A 3,875-nucleotide genomic window follows, 5' to 3' on the forward strand; every position below is an offset into this window, starting at 1 on the left:
TAACTATAGCCGGAATATTTGCCGCCTCCCATGGTATGGCCAGAGCGCTGCCGGTCATCATTACAAAAACTACCGGTTTGCCTGTTGATTGTAGTGTTTTCATCAAATTGGTTTGTGCCAACGGTAATTGTATTGAAGTTCTGTCGCCGCCATTAAATCCAGGGTAATTAACCTGCATTTCTTCCCCTTCGAGTTGTGGAGAAATGCCACCCACATAAATAATAGCATCAGCATCTTTAATACGGTTGGCTAAAGCGTTAGCGTCTGTTTTTTTATAGTTACCGGCACTTAGTCTGATATTGGCTTTACCGTCGCCCTGCCAATATTCTAAGCTAATTTGATAGGATTTTCCAGGCTCAGTAGCCAATTTATATTGCTGCGCCCCCCACCTGTTTCTTGTCCAGGCATTTAAAACTTCTTTACCATTAATCATTAACCGGTAGCCATCATCACCTTCTACTTCAAAGGTTATCGCACTTTCCGTTAACGCCGAAAAGTTAGTAGTGTACCTGGCCGAAAAGTCTCTTGCCTTGATGGTACCAGTTACTTCTTCGCCTTCCTGCCAGTTATTTGCTATCGCTTTTTCATAACGTACCACCGGATTGCCCTTTAAATCGCGGTTATTAAAATACTCTGCACGGAAGCCCTGTTGCCCATCTATGTGATATTGCTTTGCAACGTCGGTATAAACAAGCATTGTATCGTTGGTGAAATTAATAGCCTTTTCATAAACCACTTCTGCGTTAGGTAGTTTTTGTTTAATACCCTGATAAACCGTTGTTACGGTAGATGGCGTACCGTTGTAATTTCCTAATATGGATATCGGATTGTCTGCATTTGGGCCCAGTACCACTATTTTCTTTATAGATTTACTCAATGGCAGGGTATGATCGGCATTTTTAAGTAATACGATTGATTGCCGGGCCATTTTAAGTGCATGGTCCTGATGTACAGGGCTTTCTAAAACAGATTCAGGTGTCTGCGCATATTTTACTATTGCAGGCGGGTCAAACATACCCAGCCTGAAACGGGTCATAAACAAACGTTTCACAGATATATCAATTTGTGCTTCGGCTATCCTGCCATTTTTTACGGCAGCCACCAATGATTTATAAGCATCGGTACCACATTCTACATCAGTACCGTGCAGTACGGCATCTGCTGAAGCATCTTCGGCATTGGCATGTGTTTTATGGTTTTTAAAAAAATCGTCTATGCCCCAGCAATCAGAGGTTACATACCCGTTAAAATTCCATTGATTACGTAAAATATCTACCATCAACAGGTCACTGCCACAGCAAGGCTGTGTTTTAAAGGCATTATAGGCACACATAACCCCTGCCACCTTTGCATCAACAACCAATTTTTTAAAGGCTGGCAAGTAAGTGTCCCACAGGTCATAATTGCTAACATCTGCGTTAAATACATGGCGTGATGGCTCGGGGCCACTATGCACGGCATAATGTTTGGCACATGCGGCAGCTTTCAAATATTTAGGATCGTCGCCCTGGAGCCCTTTTACAAAGGCACTGCCCATGGCTGCTGTTAAAAATGGATCTTCCCCGTAGGTTTCTTGCCCCCTGCCCCAACGCGGATCACGAAAAATGTTAATATTGGGTGTCCAATAAGTTAAACCCATATATCTTTCGCCGGCCCTGCCCATTTGCAAAGCTTTATTGTGTACAGCGCGGCCTTCCAAAGCAGCGTAATCAGCCATTTGATTTAAAGACTGACGATCAAATGTAGCGGCCATTGCAATGGCCTGCGGATATACAGTTACTTTAAATGGTGTTCTGGCCACTCCATGCAAAACTTCGTTCCACCAGTCATAGGCGGGGACATTTAGCCTTGCAATTGCCGGTGAAGAGTTAAGCATTTGGCTTACCTTTTCTTCCAGTGTCATCCGTTTCACCAGGTCGTTAACCCTGGTAGTAAAATCTAGTTTATAATTTTGGTATGGGTAAACCGATGTTTGGGCAGTAGCAGTAAAGGGCAAAATAAGCACTGCCAAAAAGCAAAGTTTTAAAAGTATTTTCATCCGGTTTTTATTGGGTAAATCTTTATACAGATCAGGCAAATATCTTACAAAAAATGCCGGCTATATGGTCGGCATTTTTTGCATTAAAATAACATTAAATCATCAAAAATATATTTTTATATACTTTGTTACTGCTTGTCCCAAAAAATACGCGTATCCATATCATCTGGTCCACCATTATCTGCAACTGCAGCCTGGTAGTTAGTCAAATTTGCAGATAGTTCAAGGGTGGGATAAACATACCGGCGAACAAATCCGCTTGTTATGTTTTGGCCCGATATCGTGTTAGGCGATAATGCAGGGAAACCACTTCTCCTGAAATTGGCCCAAGCTTCGGAGCCATTGCCCCATGATGCAACCCAATATTGGGTATTTATGAGGTTAAGTGCATTTGCTGCGTTATAAGCAATAGCCGGGCTGTTAATAAAAGCATTCTCAGTAGATAGAGGGATTATGGCAGCTGCGTTGTAAGTGGTCCATTGATCCATAGCGGCCCGGATGCCGTTAGCATAGTAAACGTCCGGACTACTTCCACCGGTGATCCAGCCTTTAAAGGCGGCTTCGGCCAGCAGTAGTTGCGTTTGCCCGTAAGTAATAAAAAACTGGGGAGCTGTTAAGTTACCAAAAATGGTGTAATTGATCTGAGAGTAATTGTAGCCCGAACCATTGGAACCACGGAAACCAGGTGCGTTAGAAAGTGTTGCGCTGCTATAACCGATAGGCATGCCAAACTGATCTGCAGAAATGGTGTCTGGTACACTGGTTGGCGCAGCAGCTGGGCTTGCGTATTTGCCAGCTATAAACTTCAATCGCGGATCGCCGGTATTTTTTAATTGATTAACAAATGGAGCAGCTAAATAGTAGGTATTTGCAAGTGTAGAAATATTTTGACTTACCGGGTTTACGTAGGTGGCATTATATTTCAGATAACAGTTATCGGCATTAGATGTCATTACACCGCCGGCAATTGCTGCCTTTACAATAGTTTGCGCTTTAGCCGGGTCAATTTTACTGTAACGCATACCTATGCGGAGTAATAAAGAGTACCCCAACTTTTTCCATTGAGCCACATTGCCGGCATAAAATACATCGGCCTTAACAATGTCTTTTGAAGGGTCAAGTGCTGCAGTAGCGGCAGTTACTTCATTAACCAAATCGGTGTAAATTGTTGCTTGATTATCGTATTTTGGAGTCAGCACATTATTTAAATACGCCTGGGCTGCATCGGTATAGGGTACATCGCCATAAGTATCAACCAGCATCATAAATTGGTAGGCTTTCCATATCCTGGCCTCGTTGTACAAGTTAGACCTCGCTGCATTGCCTTTCAACTGGCTTAGTATCTGTACCAGTAACTGTACCGGGCCGGCAGAAGTGGTGGCCCCGGTATTGGTGCCTGTGTACTCGGCGTTCCAGTTTTGTGCCGTGTAGGTTTGGTTCACCTGGTTAAAATTAAACGCCGCGGTAATCCCGGTAAATGGGTTTATAAATTGCTGAACAACCGTTGGCTCTGTTTCCATAGTGGCTGCATGCGTGCTAAATTGCGCATTGGTGAACAAAAACGCAGCATCAAGCGATGTAGGATTATTGGGATTGACATTTAATTTATCAAACCCTTTATTGCAACTGCTAATCAACGTAATGCAGGTTACTAAAATTAAAATATTAATTATATTTTTCATATTCTATTTAGGATTAGAATTTTAAATTAAGGTTGAATCCGTATGTGCGCACAGTTGGCAGTGAGGCTTGCTCATAACCAGTTAGGTTATCACCGCTTGATGATATCGCTTCGGGATCAATATTAGGTGTGTATTTCTTGATGACCCACACGTTA

The 3,875-nt window shown here is 42.8% G+C and carries 3 protein-coding genes; all 3 read right to left on the reverse strand.

Translation table 11 applies throughout. The features are described 5' to 3' along the window. On the reverse strand, positions 1-2,038 hold a 2,038-nt coding region (locus tag RG47T_RS08810), incomplete at its 3' end, for a glycoside hydrolase family 3 protein (protein WP_253187505.1). A 128-nt stretch (positions 2,039-2,166) separates the two neighbouring features. Beyond that, positions 2,167-3,720 carry a SusD/RagB family nutrient-binding outer membrane lipoprotein gene (locus tag RG47T_RS08815; protein WP_074489074.1) on the reverse strand — a complete coding sequence of 518 codons (1,554 nt, stop codon included), beginning with the start codon at positions 3,718-3,720 and terminating at the stop codon, positions 2,167-2,169. Positions 3,721-3,733: 13 nt separating this feature from the next. After that, positions 3,734-3,875, reverse strand: a 142-nt coding sequence (locus tag RG47T_RS27055) for a hypothetical protein (protein ID WP_216351123.1), incomplete at its 5' end; no start/stop codon positions are given.

The organism is Mucilaginibacter polytrichastri (genome assembly GCF_001911425.1).
Lineage (GTDB): Bacteria > Bacteroidota > Bacteroidia > Sphingobacteriales > Sphingobacteriaceae > Mucilaginibacter > Mucilaginibacter polytrichastri.